Source organism: Gordonia sp. i37, from assembly GCF_002043085.1.
GTDB lineage: Bacteria > Actinomycetota > Actinomycetes > Mycobacteriales > Mycobacteriaceae > Gordonia > Gordonia polyisoprenivorans.
Window position 1 is genome coordinate 1 of the sequence record NZ_MVPX01000374.1, and the last position, 16,850, is coordinate 16,850.

Here is a 16,850-nt window from a genome sequence, read left to right on the forward strand (position 1 = left end):
CCCGTCGCCTCTTTCCAGAACACGAAGTTCGTGCTCGCCGAATGCTCCGCGGAAGTCGAGGCGATCCAGCAGTTCGTCGATCACGCTCTGACGCTGCACAACTCGGGTGAGCTGTCGGTTCCCGACGCCGCCCGCGCCAAACTGTTCGCCACCGACACCGCGGGCCGGGTCATCGACAAATGCCTGCAGCTGCACGGCGGCTACGGCTACATCACCGAGTTCCCCATCGCCCGCCTCTACGCCGACACCCGCGTATCGCGGATCTACGGCGGGACCAACGAGGTGATGAAGACGATCATCGCCAAGGATCTGGGGCTGTAGCGACCGCCTGCGACGCGCACCCCGCCCCCCTTCCCCCGATGGTCGAGATGCACGGCGCCCCAGGCGCCGGGCCGTCCCCCGATGGTCGAGATAAACGGCGCCCAGCCGCCTGGCCTTCCCCCCGATGGTCGAGATAAACGGCGCCCAGCCGCCTGGCCCTCCCCCCGATGGTCGAGGTGCGAGCCGCGTGCGGCGAGCCTCGAGACCCGGCGAGACATCAAGCCTCCCAAACACATCCACCCACCACAGCAAAGCCGCACCCCCTACCACGCCCCACCGATAGAAAACTGCCGCCAGCCCACCCCCGAAACCCGTTGTCCACAAGCACCTTTCCCTCCCCAGAACTGTCGAACAATCTTGCCATAATCCATATGTTCGAGTACCATGAAGGCATCACACCGATCAGCCACCGGGGAGGGGCCCGTGACGGCCACCGCCGCAACTCTTGACGTGAAAGGTGTTGACGCCGAAGCAGTCTTCGCCGACATCGTCAGCCGATCCGCGGACACCCGAACAGATCTGTGCTGCCACGTTCGAGACGATCGTGGAGTTGGCGGCACAAGGATTGGCCGACACCACCTTCTTGGCGAAACCGACCAACGGGTTGTTGTGGACCTGGTCGGCGGACAACCCGGCCCTCGGTGAGGATCTGCAGAACATGGGAGCCATCACCGAAGCCACCGCGAAACTATTGTCGTGCGACACCACAATCACCAAGATCATGCTCGACCCCAACGGTGTACCGCACAGTGTCGGCGAAGAAAAACGCTTCTTCACCCCCGGACAACGGAAAGCGTTGCTGGTGCGGGACCGCGGGTGCATCAAATGCGGAGCCCACGCCGGACGCTGCCAAGCACACCATGTGCACCACTGGGCCGATGGTGGTCCCACCGACATCCACAACGGCTGCCTGCTGTGCAGCAGCTGCCATGACGACGTCCACCACCACGGCTGGAACATCGTCCTCGGCTTCGACCGCCACCCCTGGCTGATCCCACCCGCCAGCATCGATCCGAAACGACGACCCGTGCCGTCCTATCACCGACGCACCATGCGACTCGACGACGCCGCAGCCTGATCTGCCCTACTACTTGATTCCCTGCACCCGGCATCGCCGGGACCGCATCTGTTGTTTGAGAACTCAATAGCGAACCGCCCACGTTGGTCGAGATGATCACCGTGGGGCCCGGCCGCATCTCACTGCCCGCGTCTCACTCCCCGCGGAGCTCCTGTAACCACGCACGTGCGGAGGCGTCCGACGGTGAACGCCAGTCACCGCGTGGCGACAGCGAACCGCCGGAACCGATCTTGGGTCCGTTGGGCATGGCTGTGCGCTTGAACTGGTTGGCCATGAACCGCTGGCAGAAAACCGTGAGCCACTTGTCGATCGTCGCCGCGTCGTAGACGTTGCGGTCGTCGATCGGCTCGGTATCCCACGGCGTTCGGTCGAGATCACCCCAAGCTTGACGAGCGAGGTACGCGACTTTGCTGGGACGGTAGCCGAACCGGGTGAGATAGTAGAGAAAGAAGTCGTGCAATTCGTACGGCCCGACGGTGTCTTCGGTGGATTGAATCGCACCGTCCTCGCCTGGCGGTACCAATTCGGGTGAGATCACGTCGGCAAGGATCTCGGCGAGAACCTCACTGGTCTCATCGGAGAACTCACCGGAGCTGATCATCCACCGGATGAGATGGCGGACAAGCGTTTTGGGAACCGACCCGTTGACGTTGTAGTGCGACATCTGATCACCGACGCCGTAGGTGCACCATCCGAGGGCGAGCTCGGAAAGATCTCCCGTACCGAGGACGATGGCGCCATGGTGGTTGGCCAGGCGGAACAGGTGTGAGGTCCGTTCCCCGGCCTGCACGTTCTCGAACGTCACATCGAAGACCTTCTCGCCACGCGAGTACGGGTGGTCGAGGTCGGCGAGCATCTGCTCGCACGACGGGCGGATGTCGAGTTCCGTCCCACTCACGCCCAGCGAGTCCATTAGGATATGCGCCCGCCGCAGTGTTGCGCCTCCGGTGGCGAAGCCTGGCATGGTGTAGGCCAGAATATTGGTGCGCGGCAACTCGAGTCGGTCGAAGGTGTCCACCGCGACCAACAACGCAAGGGTCGAATCGAGTCCACCGGAAACACCGATGACGATCTTCTCGAGTCCCGTCGCACGCAAGCGCGCCGCGAGTCCCTGCACCTGGATGTTGCCGACTTCCCGACAACGTTCATCGAGGTCGCTGGTGCCGCTGGGCACGAACGGGAACCGCGCAATGGCACGTCGCAGCACATCGACGTCATCGGTTCCGGGCTGCACGCCGAAGCTGAAACCGATGCGCCGCAACCTTTTCAGGTCCTCGGCATGGTCGCCGACCTGATCGCGCACACTGGTCATACGCATGCGCTCCTGGCGCAGACGGTCGAGATCGATGTCGGCGGTGATGGATTGGGCACCCATCTCGAATTGCTTACTGCGTGTGAGCAGGGTCCCGTTCTCGGTGATCAACGCGTCGCCGTCCCACGCGAGATCGGTCGTGGATTCACCGAACCCGGCCGCCACGTACAGGTGCGCGGCGATGCAGCGCGCGGAATGGCTGGTACTCAACAACTTCCGGTACGACTCTTTTCCGACGGTGACCGGGCTACCCGACAGATTCGCCAGGATGGTCGCGCCGGCCAGCGAGGCCCACACGCTCGGCGGGATGGGCACCCAGCCGTCCTCGCAGATCTCCACGTGCAGGCAGAAGCCCGGGACATCCTCGGCGTCGAAGAGGAGATCCGCACCGAACGGGACGTCGGAGCCGAAGAGCCGCAACGTATCCTGCGGCGCATCGCGGGCGGCACTGTAGTAGCGCTTGTCGTAGAACTCCCGATAGTTGGCCAGATACGACTTGGGGATCACGCCCAGTACTGCGCCGTCACGGATCACCGCGGCACAGTTGTACAGGCCGTCGCCGACCACCAGCGGTAACCCCACCACCACGAGCGGGGTCAACCCTGCACTGGCGTCGACGATCGACTTCAATGCGTCGCGACAACCGTCGAGAACCGCATCCTGCTGGACGAGATCGTCGATGCTGTAACCGCACAAACCCATCTCAGGAAAGACGACGAGCAGCGAGCCCTCCGCGGCGCCCTGCCGCATCGACTCGACGATCGCCTCGGCATTGGCCTTCGGATCGGCGATGCGGACAACCGGGATTGCCCCGGTGACCCGCGCGAAACCATGGTCATGAACAGACACGGTCTCAGCCTAACTGCGAGGCCGTTCGCGGCGTCGACCCTCAGTCGTCACACGCCTCGATCAACGCCTTGAGTTGGTGATCGAAGGCCTCGGCGATCACCTCGACGTCGGGCACCTCGTCGGGGCAGGTCAAGATGCCGACGTTGAGGTGCCCGTCGACGGAGAAGACGGTGATGTTGAGAGCCAGGCCGTGGAAGATCGGGCCGAGCGGATAGATGGCGGCGACCTTCGCCCCGCAGAAGTACATCGGGAAGTCGGGGCCGGCGACGTTGGAGACGGTCACGTTGAAGACCGGTGGGTGATTCAGGGCGAGCTTGCGGTCGCCGTAGAACTTCATCAGTGTCGACAGCGTGGTGCCGGGGGCGAATTGCGCCCACGCACGCAGGATGTTCGCGTCGATGTCGGCGTGGTGTTCCTTGGCGCGGCGGGCGAGTTCGCCGGCACGTTCGAGCCGTTCGACCGGATCGGCGACGTCCGACGGCAATTCGGTGAACATGCCGGTGACCTTGTTGGTGCCGTTGACCACCAGATCGCGCTCGTCGGCATCGTGGACCGACACCGGGACCATCGCCACCAACGGCGAGCCCGGTAGATCCCCGTGCTGGGAGAGATATTCGCGCAGCGCACCGCCGACCATCGCGAGCACCACGTCGTTGACCTTCACCCCGAAGCGGTTCTTCACCCGCTTGACGTCGTCGAGGGAGAGTTGGGTGGTCGCGATGCTGCGGTGCGGTGAGATCGGCCCGTTGAACACGGTGCGGGGCGCGGCGAAGGGGGCGGGCATCCCGGTGCGCGACCGCGACCGGCGAAACCACTCGATCGGTACGCCGGCGGTTTGCGGGAGCAGTTTGGCCATCGCGATCGGTCGCTGCACAAAGTAGTTGAGGGCGCCGGAGATCACCATGCCGGTGCGGTTGGGGCCACCGGCGGTCTCGGCGACCTTCTCCGGGTCGACGTCGGGCTCGTCGGGGGTAAGGCTGCAGAGCTGGCCGAGCACCTCGGCGGTGGTGACCCCGTCGACGCTGGCGTGGTGCATCCGCAGGAACGCGCAGATCTTGCCGTCGGCGCTGCCCTCGATGATCCACAGCTCCCACAGCGGTTTGCCTCGGTCGAGGGCCTGCCCGGCCAGATGTCCGCAGAGCTCGTTGAGTTCCTTCTTGCCCGCGGGCGAGGGCAACGCGACGCGGTGCACGTGCCGATCGATGTCGAAGTGGTCGTCCTCGACCCACACCGGGTGGTCGATGTTGAGCGCGGAGTTCTCCAGTTTGCGTCGCAACATGGGCATCGCGGCGACTCGCGCGTTGAGCTGGGTACGCATTCGGGTGAAGCTGTAACCACCGGGAATGGTGCTCGCATCGAGTTCCATGATCCCCACGACATGCATCAACTGCGAGCGCGTCTCCAGATACAGGAACGACGCGTCCAAACCACTCAACCGCTGCACTGCGGACCTCCACTTGTCTCGGCCGGAGCACCCGTGAGTGCTTCGGCGACGCGGCCCTCTTTCGGCCCCCGAAACCATTCTGCTCCCCGTCGGCGGTCATCCCCACACATTGCGCGAGAATGCGAAATTCGACCGATTCGGTTCCCGTCACCGTAGGGTGGACACGTGTCCAACGCAGCCGCCGCACCGACCTTCGACGCCGCCGAACTCGACGCGGCCTTTGCCGACTTCCAGCGGACCGTCGCCGAGATCGGGGTCAGCCGGGACTGGGACCGCTTCGCCGACCTGTTCACCACCGACGCCGACTACGTGGAGCACGCTCTGGGCGTCATGCGTGGTCGCGAGGAGATCCGGGCGTGGATCTGGAAGACGATGACGGCATTCCCGGGCAGCCACATGACCGGATTCCCGGCACTGTGGCACGTCGCCGACCCGTCGACCGCACGGGTGATCTGCGAGGTGGACAACCCGATGCGCGATCCCGGCGACGGCAGCCTCATCACAGCGACCAACATCACCATCCTCACCTACGCCGGCGACGGCCTGTGGTCGCGCGAGGAGGACGTCTACAACCCGCTCGAGTTCGGTGCCGCCGCCATGAAGTGGTGTGAAAGGGCATCTGACCTCGGTACTCTCGACGACAGCGCGGCCGAATGGATGCGCCGGATCGGGCCGGCGTTCGCCGTGCGCCGCTGATCTGTCGATCACCTGTGAGTACGCGTCCGGGTCTGGACCCGGGCAAAGCCGACCCCTCAGGATGGTGAGCCGGGGTAACACCATTCGCGCCCACAGCGACATCCGAAAGACAGCAGCATCGGAAAGACAGCGACATCACCCCATAGCAACATGACCGAGAGGTCGGGTTACGACACCGTAGGTAATGACTTGGGTTCGGCCTGGTATGTGCCGTAGCCTGTAATGCTGACCCAACCGTGTGCGCACCGACCCCACACGTATGCGACCACCGTTCGGAGGAATCTCTATGGCACGTGCACTGACTCAACTGGAGCTCTTGCAGGAACTCGCTCCGGTTGCCGAAGAGAACGTGAACCGACACCTCAAGATCGCCCGCGACTGGAACCCGCACGACTACATCCCGTGGGATGAGGGCAAGAACTACCCGGCGCTGGGCGGCCCGGACTACGACCCCGAGCAGTCGCAGCTCAGCGAGGTCGCCAAGGCCGCAATGATCACCAACCTGCTGACCGAGGACAACCTGCCCTCGTATCACCGCGTGATCGCCGACAACTTCTCGATGGATTCTGCGTGGGGCCACTGGGTCGGTCGGTGGACCGCCGAGGAGAACCGTCACGGCATCGTGATGCGCGACTACCTCGTGGTGACCCGCGGTGTCGATCCCGCCGCTCTCGAGGCCGACCGCATGGTCCACATGACCAACGGCTACGACCCGATGCTCGCCGCCGCCGGACGCGCGGACGAGTTGGAGGAGCACGCCGACGAGTTGGGCATCCTGCACTCCGTCGCCTACGTCACCTTCCAGGAGCTGGCCACCCGGGTGAGCCACCGCAACACCGGCAAGGCCTGCAACGACCCGATCGCCGACAAGATGCTGCAGCGCATCGCCGCCGACGAGAACCTGCACATGATCTTCTACCGCAACATCTGTGGCGCCGGGATGGATCTGGCACCGGATCAGACGCTGCGCGCGGTCACCGACATCGTCACCAACTTCCAGATGCCCGGCGCCGGCATGCCCAACTTCCGCCGCCACGGCGTGTTGATGGCCAAGCACGGCATCTACGACCTGCGCCAGCACCTCGAAGAGGTCGTGCAGCCGGTGCTGCGCAAGTGGCGGGTCTTCGAACGCGAGGACTTCACCAGCGAGGGCGAGAAGACCCGCGAGGAGCTCGCCGCCTTCCTCGAGCAACTCGAGAAGGACACCCTCAAGTTCGAGGAGATGCGCGACCGCGCCCTCGCCCGCGAGGCCAAGAAGCGGGAGCGTCAGGCATCCTGAGCACCGCACCGACCCTGACCGCACCGGCGTCCTCGATCACCGAGGGCGCCGGTTCGGCGTCTGTCCCGCACGCCCCGTCCGACCCGACGTCCCGAGCATCCGGGCTGCGCATCGGACCGTTCGAGTTGTCGAGCCCGGTGGTCCTCGCACCGATGGCCGGGGTCACCAACGTCGCCTTCCGCACCCTGTGCCGCGAACTCGAACTCGCCCGCACCGGGACGGTGTCGGGGCTCTACGTGTGCGAAATGGTCACCGCGCGAGCGCTTGTCGAGCGCCATCCGGTGACGATGCACATGACCACCTTCGGCCCGGACGAGAGTCCGCGGTCCATGCAGCTGTACACGGTCGACCCGCGCTACACCTACGAGGCCGCGAAGATGATCGTCGAGGAGAACCTCGCCGACCACATCGACATGAACTTCGGTTGCCCGGTCCCCAAGGTGACCCGCAAGGGTGGTGGATCGGCGATCCCCTACAAGCGCACCCTGTTCCGCAAGATCGTCGCCGCCGCGGTGCGCGCCACCGAGGGCACCGACGTCCCGGTCACCGTGAAGTTCCGCATCGGCATCGACGACGAGCACCACACCCACCTCGACGCCGGGCGTATCGCCGCCGAAGAGGGTGTGAAAGCCGTTGCGCTGCATGCCCGTACCGCGTCGCAGCGATATTCCGGGCACGCCGACTGGGATGAGATCGCACGTCTCAAGGAGCACGTCACCGATGTCCCGGTGCTCGGTAACGGCGACATCTTCGAGCCCGCCGACGCGGTGGCGATGATGCAGCGCACCGGGTGTGACGGCGTCGTCATCGGCCGCGGCTGCCTCGGCCGGCCGTGGCTGTTCGCCGAGCTCGCCGCCGAGCTGAACGGCCTGCCCGCACCCGCCGCGCCCACCCTGGGCGAGGTCGCGGCCATCATCGTGCGCCACGGTGAGCTTCTCGCCGACCACCACGGCGAGGACAAGGGCATGCGCGAGATTCGCAAGCACGTCGCCTGGTATCTCCGCGGTTTCCCTGCCGGATCGGATCTGCGCCAACGACTTTCACTGGTCACCACACTGTCGGAGCTGCGCGATCTGGTGGCCACACTGCCCGCCGAGGCCCCGTTCCCCGACGACGGACACGGTCCTCGTGGGCGTCAGGGATCACCCGCCAAGGTGGCGCTCCCGGACGGCTGGCTCGACGATCCCGACGAGGACGTGGTTCCGGCCGGCGCCGAGGTGATGCACTCCGGCGGGTGAGCGGAGACCTGCGCGACGCGTGACCACTCGGTCGGGATCGGCGACCGGCGCGAGTGCTTCTCAGCGGAGACTAAGTAAGATGTCGCAAGGTCCTGCTGCGGCAGGTTCGTGATCGGAGCGTGCCGCACGCGTTGAGCCCCGACGACGCGGTTTACGAAAGCTTGCCGGGGGAAGAGGAACTGTCAGTTGAGTCGTTCGACGCCGAACAAGGGCGCCCAGCCGGGTGACGGCGACGACCCCGACGATCGCCGTACCGGCGACGACCGCGGGTCGAGGTTCGCCGCGTCCGGTGAGAGCCCGCCCGCCGATCGGCTCCGCGAGCCCCGGTCCTCGGATCGGTTCGTCCGTGGGCGCAATCGGCTGACCGTGCGGCAGCTGATGGAACAGATGAACGCCGACGATGCGTCGGCCGGGGCATCCGACGAGACCCCGACCCAGGCCATCCCGACCAGCCGCCCGCGACTCCGACGACCGCGGTCGAGCCCGCCTCCTGCGCCTGCCCACCCGCGTGCGGACCCGCCGACCGAGTCGATTCCCCCGGTCCCGCCCTACGCACCGGCCGACGTCACCCAGAAGCTTCCCCCGGTCACCGACACACCGACCGGCGTGGATCTCTCCGACCAGGCAACCGCGCGCCGCGCCAGCGAGGAGTCACGCGCACAGGGCTCCCACGCCGCACCGGTCGCACCCGAGGAGTTCGAGCCGGTCACACGGGTCGCCCCGGCCGGCGACACCGAGGACGCACCCACCCCCGACGCCGCCAACACCAGCACCGATACTCCCGCCGCCGCCCCCGAGACCGTGCACGCGGCCTCCGCCGAGGCCACCGAACCGGCCGGGCCCCCGCTGCAGCGCACACCGGATCTGGCGGCGATGGCGCGCTCGCGTCCCCGTCGGGTGCGGGCTCGCACGCGCAAACAGGTGATGCGGCGCAACGCCACGGTCACCGGACGCATCCTGGTCGCGGTGGCCTGCGTGATGGCGCTGGTCGGCACCGGCTTCGTGTGGGGTTATCTGAATTCGGTGGACGGCAACTGGCGCAACATCATGGCCGTCAACCCCGACGACACCAACATCCGCAACAAGAACGCCCAGTACGGCGACGAGAACTACCTCATCGTCGGCACCGATACCCGGAGCGGGCAGAACGGCGACGTCGGCGCGGGCACCACCGCCGACGCCGAGGGCGCCCGCTCCGACACCGTCATCCTCGTCAACATCCCCGCCGACCGCAGTCGCGTCGTGGCCGTGTCCTTCCCACGAGACCTGCAGGTGGACCGGCCCGAATGCCAGCAGTGGGACAACGACAAGGGCACCTACGGCGCCACCCTCGACGCCGAGACACAGGTGAAACTCAACAGCGTCTACGCCCTCGGCGGACCGCAATGTCTGGTGCGGGTCATCACCGCGATGAGCGGCCTGAACATCAACCACTTCATCGCGATGGACTTCTTCGGGTTCGAGAAGGTCGTCAACGCCGTCGGTGGTGTCGAGGTGTGTTCGACCCAGCCGATCTACGACTACGAACTCGGCCAGATCCTGCGGAAACCGGGTAAGCAGAAGCTGACCGGCCGACGCGCGCTGAACTATGTCCGCGCCCGCATGGTCTCCACCGAGGGCAACGGCGACTACGGCCGCATCAAACGGCAGCAGCTGTTCATGTCGTCGCTGCTGCGGTCGAGTCTGTCGAGCAACGTGCTGACCAATCCGGCGAAGCTGAATTCGATCGTCAACACGTTCATCAATTACAGCTACGTCGACAACGTCAACACCGAGTCACTGCTGCAGCTCGCGGAGTCGATGCAGGGCATCGAGGCCGGCCGGGTCACCTTCATCACCCTGCCCACCAGCGGCACCGCCACCGACGGCAGCAACAACGAGCTACCCAACACCGACGCCATCAACGCGATCTTCAACGCGATCATCGATGATCAGCCGCTGCCCGGCGAGCAGGCCGAGAAGGCCGGCACCAGCTCGAGCACCCGCCCGTCGACGACCACGCCGGCTGCTCCGACCAAGGTGGCGGCGACCGCCCAGAACCCCGGCAACGTCTCGCTGCGGGTCCTCAACGGCAGTGGGCGCAGCGGCATCGCCAGTGAGGTCTCCGACCAGATGTCGGCGCAGGGATTCGACGTCCAGGGCGTCGCCGACGCGTCGGAGAACCGCACCGACACCGTCATCCGGTACGGCACCGGTTCGGAGGACTCTGCGGCCACGGTGGCCGAGATGTTCCCGGGCGCCTCGATCCAGCTCGACCGCACGGTGCGCGACGGTGTGGAGGTCATTCTGGGGTCGGAGTTCGACGGATCGGTCGGGACGGCTCCCGCGGTCGGTACGACGCTCTCGGCGTCGTCGTTGCCGCCGGCGGCCAACACCTCGAATCTGCCCAATGACCTGGCCATCACCAACGCCGGTGACACCACCTGTTCGTGACCTGCACCACGCCGTTCGGCGGGTATGACGGCCCTCGTCGAACCGCCGATCACCGTTCACGGTGTGTTCACCCGGCGGGTGACGGTGAGCGCTCGACACAGGCAGTAGCCTTGATACATGCGGACCGCCTACCAGGAACAACTCCACTCACTCAACACCATCCTGGGTGAGATGTGCGACCTCGCGGGCTCGGCGATGGAGCGCGCGACCCGCTCGCTGCTCCAAGCCGATCTCGCGATCGCCGAAGAGGTCATCAGTGAGAACGACCGGATGAACGAACTCGCCACCCGCGCCGAGGAGCAGGCCTTCGGGCTGCTGGCCCTGCAGGCCCCGGTGGCAGGTGATCTGCGCGGCATCGTCAGCGCGCTGCAGATCGTCGCCGACGCCGACCGCATGGGCGCGCTCGCGCTGCACGTCGCCAAGGTCGCACGCCGTCGCCACCCCGCCAAGGCGCTGCCCGAGGAGGTCGCAGGCTACTTCGCGGAGATGGGCCGGTTGGCCGTGCATCTCGCGCGGAACGCCCGCGAGGCCCTCGATTCGCAGGATCCGCAGGCCGCCGTCCGTCTCGAGGAGGACGACGACGCCATGGACGACCTGCACCGTCACCTGTTCACCGTGCTGATGGACCGGGAATGGGACCACGGGGTGGCCTCCGCGGTCGACATCACCCTGCTCGGCCGCTACTACGAGCGTTTCGCCGACCACGCCGTCATGATCGGACGCCGAGTGGTGTTCCAGGCGACCGGCAAGACTCTCGCCGAACTGGACGTCTAGGGCGTCTCACCCTGGTCACTTCCGCTTTCGTGGTGCAGCACGCTCCTGTGTGCTGCACCACGTTTCGTGTCTGCGTGTGATACCCGATCCGAGGTCACCGATCGGTGTGCATCGGGGCCTGGCGACCGGCTAGCGTAGCTCGTCATGAGCCTGCACTCTCCCGCCGACCAGGATGTCAACGCCGCCGGGGATCAGGGCGACGTCGGAGCCGGGGTGTGTGCCCGGCAGCTGCTCACCTACGCCGGGGTGATCGCGTCGCTGCTGGTGCTACTCGCGATTCTCTACCTCAACATGTGACAACACCTCAGCACGTGACAGGACCACGACATACGACGAGTCCCCGGCCGCCGATGGCTTCGTGCTACTGCCAGGCGGTCCGGGGACTTCGGTCGTTGCGTGCTCCCGGCCTCAGCCGAAGCGTCCCGAGATGTAGTCCTCGGTCTCGCGCTTGGTGGGGTTGGAGAAGATCGTCTCGGTGTCGTTGATCTCGACGAGCTGGCCGGGCTGGCCGACCCCTTCGAGGTTGAAGAACGCCGTCTGATCGCTCACCCGCGCGGCCTGCTGCATGTTGTGGGTGACGATGACGATCGTGTAGTCCTTCTTGAGCTCCCCCATCAGGTCCTCGATGGCCAGGGTCGAGATGGGGTCGAGCGCCGAGCACGGCTCGTCCATCAGCAACACATCCGGGGAGACCGCGATCGCGCGGGCGATGCACAGACGCTGCTGCTGACCGCCGGAGAGCCCGCCACCGGGCTTGTCGAGGCGGTCCTTGACCTCTTCCCACAGGTTCGCGCCGCGCAGGCTGCGTTCGCACACCTCGTTGAGCTGCGACTTGCCCCGCACACCCTGCAGTTTGAGCCCGGCGACCACGTTGTCGCGGATCGACATCGTCGGGAACGGGTTGGGGCGCTGGAACACCATGCCGATGGTCGTACGGACGCTGGTGGGGTTCACGCCCTTGCCGTAGATGTCCTCACCGTCGAGCAGCACGCTGCCCACCGCGTAGGCGCCCGGGATCTCCTCGTGCATCCGGTTGAGGGTGCGCAGCACGGTCGACTTGCCGCAGCCCGACGGGCCGATGAACGCGGTGATGCTGCGCGGCGGTACCGAGAGCGTCACGTCCTTCACGGCGTGGAACTTGCCGTAGTAGATGTTCAGGTCTTTGATGTCGAGGCGCTTGGCCATGGAACTACTTTCTTTACGGCGTTGGATGAGCCTTGGCCACACAGCCCCTTTCGACTGCGGGCGCGGCTCAGACTTACTTGGTCTTGGGGGCCAGCAACTTCGAGAGCACGGCGGCGAACAGGTTGAGGACGGCGACGATGATGATCAGGGTGAGCGCGGCGCCCCAGTAGTAGAACGACGACGCGGGCTGACTCGCCGCCCACATGTCCTTGATGAACAGGGGCAACGAGTTCATGCCGCCCTCGAACGGGTTGGTCTTGACCATGGTGCTCGCCGGTCCGGCGAGGATCAGCACCGGCGCGGTCTCACCCATGATGCGGGCGATGGCCAGGAAGATGCCCGACAGCATGCCCGACAGCGCGGTCGGGATGACGATGCGCATGATGGTCTTCCACTTGGGGATGCCCAGCGCATAGGAGGCTTCGCGGAGTTCGTCGGGAACGAGTTTGAGCATCTCCTCGGTGGAGCGCACGACGATCGGGATCATCAGCAGGATCAGTGCGAGGCTCACCATGAAGCCGCTCTGCCCCATCGACAACCCGATGACGAAGACGGTGAAGATGAACAGCGTGGCCACGATCGACGGCACGCCGGCGAGGATGTCGACCATGAAGCTGACCGGCTTCACCAGCCGCGACGTCGGATACTCGACGAGCATGACCGCGGTCAGCACAGCGATCGGCACCGAGATGATCGCGGCGACGAGCGCCTGGATGATAGAACCGATGATGGCCGGCGCGACGCCCGCCCCGAACTGGGTGGTGGTGTCGATGCCGTAGGCGTCGCCGAACCACCAGTTCGGGTCGGTGATGGCACCGACGCCCTTGGAGATGACCGTCCACAGCAGCCACACCAACGGAATGACGCCGATGACGAAGCATCCGATGAAGATGCCCTTCGCCGAATTGTTGCGCAGTTTCCGGCTCAGCGAGACCTCGCGAAAGGCCGTGCCGGAGGCCTTGATCGGGCCGCCCCCGGGAGTTTTGTCCATCGTGACGGTCATCCGTTCACCTTTCCACCGGCGACCGAACGGGCGATCGCATTGACCACGAATGTGAGGATGAACAGCACCAGACCTGCTGCGATGTACGCACTCTGGGTGTCGCGGCTGCCGACGAACTCGCCGACGTCGCGGGCGATCTTGGAGGCGAAGGTGTCACCACCCTCGAACAGCGACCACTTGAGGCGGCCGACAGCCGAACTCAGGATGATCATCACTGCGATGGTCTCGCCCAGTGCGCGTCCGAGGGCGAGCATCGACGCGGCGATCATGCCGGAGCGTCCGTAGGGGAAGGAGGTCATCCGGATGACCTCCCACTTGGTGGCGCCGAGCGCGAGCGCGGCCTCCTTCTGACCGCTCGGCGTCTGGCGCAGCACCTCGCGGGTGATGGAGGTGATGATCGGCAGCATCATGATCGCGAGCACGATGCCCGCGGTGAAGACGGTGCCGCCGCCGGCGACCGACGTGCTGCCCGAGGAGAACAGGAAGAACCAGCCCAGCGAGCTGTTCAACCATTCCGCGAACGGCGCGATGAACGGCGCGAGGATGTAGATGCCCCAGAGGCCGAAGATGATCGAGGGCACCGCGGCGAGCAGGTCGATGACCGCACCGAGCGGCCGGGAGATCTGCCGCGGTGCGTATTCGACGAGGAAGACCGCGATGCCGATGGCGATCGGCGTCGCCAGCGCCAGGGCGAAGACCGACGACAATGCGGTGGCCCGGAACAACTCCCACACACCGAAGCGCACGGAGTTGCCGTCGAAGTTCGACTGGCTGACCTGCCACTCCGAGGAGAACAGGAAGTTCGCGTTGTTCGCCGCGATCGCCGGTATGGCATCGACGATCAGTGAGATACCGATACCGGCGATCAGGGCGATGACGAAGAACCCGGTACCCCGGGCGAGATAGGAGAAGACGCGGTCACCGGTGGCACCTCGGTGGCTACGCAGGCCCGGGTGGAGTTGCTCGTCGAGTTCTCGCTCTTCTTCGGGCGGTAACTGGTTGGGCGTTTCGGGCGGCTGCGCGCCGGGGTCGTACGGATTGTCCGTATGACCCCGGCCCGTACCGGTGGTGTCATCCACTGACATAACTCTTATCGCCTAGGGTTCGGGTACTTCGAGGTGTTTCGTTGACGTTCGCGCCGCTTACTGAATGGCGTTGATCGAGGCCTGCAGCTTCTGCTGGAAGTCACTCGGGAGCGGGATGTAACCCGCGTTGATCAGTTCCTGCCCTTGATTCTGCGGCGCCGAGGCGACCGAGAGGAAGGACTTGACGCCCTGCCCGACCGAGGTGTCGGAGTACTTCGAGCAGACAATCGAATATGTTGCCAGAACGATCGGGTAAGCACCGGCCGAGGTGGGCTTGTAGAACGACGAGGTGTCGATCACCATGTTGTGGTTGTCCGGGCCGTTCTTGAGGGTGGCCGACTCGATGGTCTTGCCACCCGACTCCGCCGTCAACGCCACACCGCTGCGATCCTGATCGGTGATGATCTTGGCCATCGACAGGTTGTTGGACTGCGCGTAGGCCCACTCGACGTAGGCGATCGAACCCGGGGTCGGCTTCACGGCCGAACCCACACCGGGGTTGCCCTGCTTGCCCTCGCCAACACCGCCGTTGAAGGTCTTGCCGTCACCCTTGGTCCAGCCACCGGCAGCGGTCAGGTACTTCTGGAAGTTGTCGGTGGTACCCGACTGATCGGCGCGGTAGATGACGCTGATCGGGGTCGCCGGCAGGGTCTTGCCCGGGTTATCGGCGGTGATCACCGGATCGTTCCAGGTCTTGACCTCGCCGCTGAAGATCTTGGCCAGCGTCGGGCCGGACAGTGCGAGGTCGCTGACCCCGTCGACGTTGTAGGCGACCGCGATCGGACCGAAGACCAGCGGCAGCTGCCAGGCCTCGGAACCGGTGCAACGCGCGGCTGCCTTGCTGATCTCGTCACCCTTGAGCGGGGAGTCGGAGCCACCGAAGTCGGTGAGGCCCTGGGTGAAGTCGGAGACACCCTGGCCGGAGCCGCCGCCACCGTAGGCGAGCTCGTAGCCCGGGCAGGTCTTGGCGAACGACGTGGAGAAGATCTTCATCGCGTTGGCCTGGGCGGTCGAGCCGCTGGCCTTGAGCGACTGCTTGCCCTCGCATTTGACATTGGCGACGGCCGACGCGGGTGCCGCGCTGGTGGTCCCCTTGTCCGCGTTACTGCTACACGCGCCGAGAATGAGGGCCGAGCTGGCCGCCATGGCGGCGACAACAGCACCTGTACGACTCAATTTCACTTCTGGTTCCTCCAGCATCAAAACACGGCAGTCGGGCCATGCGACCCTGCCCGGTCGAGCTGACCTTATGGGGCAGTGATGGACGGTCCCCCGACGAAAGGTGAACGGAAGATGAATTGGACGACTCGGACATGTCGATTCCGGTCACATCGTCTCCCGACCGGATGCGTAGATCGGACAATCACCCCTCGGAGCTGGACCGATACGTCCCATTTCGGGTCGCTGTGGCCCTCCACACGCCGACACCGCGTGCCACGCGCCACGCGTGGCCTGCGGCCCGCGCTCGGCACCCGGGTGAGCGTGCGGTGAATGCCGGGTTGCCGTCGGGTGCGCGCCAACGCAAAGCCCATCCCGACGCCTTCAATTTAGGTAAGGCTTGGTAAAGTTGTCACGATTCTCATGGCGACACAGCGAACCCCTGATCCCGCACTCCCGACATCCCGGGTCGCGATGCCACGCGGGTCCATCCCTCGGCAATCGGTTCGCAGCGCGGCCCTCGACCGCCACCACAGCCGCCGGCGCTCGGCGTTGGTCGTGGGACCAGTGGTGGTTCAGTCCGTGGCGCAGGTGCGCGAGCGAGTGCGCGCGATGGCTGCGGCCGGCCCGTTCACGCGGGTGGGCCTGCACCCCACACCAGCGCGTGCACGATGGACCCACGATCCCGACGCCGGTGGTTGCCAGGTGCGGGCGAGCAGGGGCGGCGACGATCCGCTGCGTCTGCTCGACGAGGTCCGCAGCGGCCCCGATCGGCCCCTGCGCGTCGTACTCGGTGACGAGCACATCGCCATCGATTTCGATCACGGTCTCGGCGACGCCGCACTGCTCAACGTCGTCGTCGCGGTGATCCTCGGGTCCACCGATCCGCATGATCGCCGGACGTGGCGCCGATTCGGCCACCGCACACCGCCGCTGGCGCTAGCCTCGGCCGCGATCTGCGCGGATCCACGCCGCGTGGTCGCGCTGGCGCGGCT

Annotated in this window: 13 protein-coding genes and 2 pseudogenes; 9 read left to right on the plus strand and 6 right to left on the minus strand. The window is 65.9% G+C overall.

What is annotated here, in order from left to right:
- Positions 1-321 (plus strand): acyl-CoA dehydrogenase family protein (locus B1964_RS18290; RefSeq protein ID WP_290440717.1); only part of this gene is annotated, 321 nt, incomplete at its 5' end.
- A gap of 496 nt (positions 322-817) precedes the next feature.
- Positions 818-1,399 (plus strand): annotated as a pseudogene (locus tag B1964_RS18295) (HNH endonuclease signature motif containing protein); the annotation flags it as partial.
- Positions 1,400-1,532: 133 nt separating this feature from the next.
- Here B1964_RS18295 and B1964_RS18300 read toward each other — a convergent pair.
- Together B1964_RS18300 and B1964_RS18305 are read right to left on the minus strand one after the other, a co-directional pair.
- Positions 1,533-3,560: an NAD(+) synthase gene (locus tag B1964_RS18300; protein ID WP_079930764.1), complete on the minus strand. Its 2,028-nt coding sequence runs from the start codon at positions 3,558-3,560 to the stop codon at positions 1,533-1,535.
- A 40-nt stretch (positions 3,561-3,600) separates the two neighbouring features.
- Positions 3,601-5,004, minus strand: a complete 1,404-nt coding sequence (locus tag B1964_RS18305; protein ID WP_079930765.1) for a wax ester/triacylglycerol synthase family O-acyltransferase — start codon at positions 5,002-5,004, stop codon at positions 3,601-3,603.
- A 165-nt stretch (positions 5,005-5,169) separates the two neighbouring features.
- Here B1964_RS18305 and B1964_RS18310 point away from each other — a divergent pair, with 165 nt between their 5' ends.
- From B1964_RS18310 to B1964_RS30485, 6 genes are all read left to right on the plus strand, one after another.
- Positions 5,170-5,700, plus strand: a complete 531-nt coding sequence (locus B1964_RS18310) for a nuclear transport factor 2 family protein (RefSeq protein ID WP_079930766.1) — start codon at positions 5,170-5,172, stop codon at positions 5,698-5,700.
- 286 nt (positions 5,701-5,986) lie between these two features.
- The gene (locus tag B1964_RS18315; protein WP_006368156.1) at positions 5,987-6,979 is read left to right on the plus strand and encodes an acyl-ACP desaturase; all 993 of its coding nucleotides are present in this window, start codon (positions 5,987-5,989) and stop codon (positions 6,977-6,979) included.
- Positions 6,980-7,083: 104 nt separating this feature from the next.
- Positions 7,084-8,217, plus strand: coding sequence for a tRNA dihydrouridine synthase DusB (dusB, locus tag B1964_RS18320; RefSeq protein WP_276114411.1), 1,134 nt, complete (start codon positions 7,084-7,086; stop codon positions 8,215-8,217).
- 186 nt (positions 8,218-8,403) lie between these two features.
- Positions 8,404-10,650: an LCP family protein gene (locus B1964_RS18325; protein WP_079930767.1), complete on the plus strand. Its 2,247-nt coding sequence runs from the start codon at positions 8,404-8,406 to the stop codon at positions 10,648-10,650.
- Positions 10,651-10,767: 117 nt separating this feature from the next.
- Complete coding sequence (gene phoU, locus B1964_RS18330) at positions 10,768-11,424, plus strand: phosphate signaling complex protein PhoU (RefSeq protein ID WP_079930768.1); 657 nt, start codon at positions 10,768-10,770, stop codon at positions 11,422-11,424.
- A 144-nt stretch (positions 11,425-11,568) separates the two neighbouring features.
- A complete protein-coding gene (locus B1964_RS30485; RefSeq protein ID WP_172398886.1) occupies positions 11,569-11,721 on the plus strand; it encodes a hypothetical protein in 153 nt (50 codons plus the stop codon).
- A gap of 111 nt (positions 11,722-11,832) precedes the next feature.
- Here the strand turns inward: B1964_RS30485 and pstB are convergent, their stop codons facing one another.
- The 4 genes from pstB to pstS all read right to left on the minus strand — a co-directional run bounded on the left by pstB (position 11,833) and on the right by pstS (position 15,879).
- Positions 11,833-12,609 (minus strand): phosphate ABC transporter ATP-binding protein PstB, encoded by a 777-nt coding sequence (pstB, locus tag B1964_RS18335; protein WP_014361332.1) that lies wholly within the window; start codon positions 12,607-12,609, stop codon positions 11,833-11,835.
- A gap of 73 nt (positions 12,610-12,682) precedes the next feature.
- Positions 12,683-13,612 (minus strand): phosphate ABC transporter permease PstA, encoded by a 930-nt coding sequence (pstA, locus tag B1964_RS18340; protein ID WP_006368150.1) that lies wholly within the window; start codon positions 13,610-13,612, stop codon positions 12,683-12,685.
- Positions 13,609-14,697: a phosphate ABC transporter permease subunit PstC gene (pstC, locus tag B1964_RS18345; protein WP_079930769.1), complete on the minus strand. Its 1,089-nt coding sequence runs from the start codon at positions 14,695-14,697 to the stop codon at positions 13,609-13,611. Before pstC ends, pstA begins: the two co-directional genes overlap by 4 nt.
- A 57-nt stretch (positions 14,698-14,754) precedes the next feature.
- On the minus strand, positions 14,755-15,879 hold the full coding sequence (pstS, locus tag B1964_RS18350; protein ID WP_216354260.1) for a phosphate ABC transporter substrate-binding protein PstS: 1,125 nt from the start codon (positions 15,877-15,879) through the stop codon (positions 14,755-14,757).
- Positions 15,880-16,425: 546 nt separating this feature from the next.
- On the opposite strand from pstS, the pseudogene B1964_RS18355 reads away from it, so the two are divergent.
- A pseudogene (locus B1964_RS18355) lies at positions 16,426-16,850 on the plus strand (hypothetical protein); the annotation flags it as partial.

Excerpts from the sequence above, each read along its gene's own strand:
- B1964_RS18315 (WP_006368156.1), top strand. The coding sequence starts at position 5,987 with ATGGCACGTGCACTGACTCAACTGGAGCTCTTGCAGGAACTCGCTCCG.
- phoU (WP_079930768.1), top strand. The coding sequence starts at position 10,768 with ATGCGGACCGCCTACCAGGAACAACTCCACTCACTCAACACCATCCTG.
- B1964_RS30485 (WP_172398886.1), top strand. The coding sequence starts at position 11,569 with ATGAGCCTGCACTCTCCCGCCGACCAGGATGTCAACGCCGCCGGGGAT.
- pstB (WP_014361332.1), bottom strand. The coding sequence starts at position 12,609 with ATGGCCAAGCGCCTCGACATCAAAGACCTGAACATCTACTACGGCAAG.
- pstA (WP_006368150.1), bottom strand. The coding sequence starts at position 13,612 with ATGACCGTCACGATGGACAAAACTCCCGGGGGCGGCCCGATCAAGGCC.
- pstC (WP_079930769.1), bottom strand. The coding sequence starts at position 14,697 with ATGTCAGTGGATGACACCACCGGTACGGGCCGGGGTCATACGGACAAT.